The 293-nt window shown below is 72.0% G+C and carries 1 pseudogene; it reads right to left on the reverse strand.

The annotated features are described in order from the left end of the window. Positions 1–293 (reverse strand): annotated as a pseudogene (locus ACQG3P_RS19265) (chemotaxis protein CheV); the annotation flags it as partial.

Genomic DNA, 293 nt, shown 5'->3' on the forward strand with positions numbered 1-293 from the left:
CGTAACGCTCGGCCGGGTTTTCGCCGGCGGCGTGGATCTGCAGCAGGTGGTCCAGCGCGTGCTTGCCGTCCGAGAGCAGGGTGGCGCCCACGCCCAGCTGGTCCAGCACGCTGCGGTTCTGCTGGCGGGCAACCCGCGAGTCGTCCACCACCAGCACCTGCAGCTGCGGGGCGTCGGCCGGCCGCGCCATCGAGGGGTCCAGCACGGCCTCGCCACGCACCTGGGCGATGTCGGCCAGCGCGCTTTCCACGTCGATCACCTGGATCAGCTCACCCTGGAAGCGGGTGACGGCG

Source organism: Stenotrophomonas sp. SrG (assembly GCF_050031795.1).
GTDB lineage: Bacteria > Pseudomonadota > Gammaproteobacteria > Xanthomonadales > Xanthomonadaceae > Stenotrophomonas > Stenotrophomonas rhizophila_A.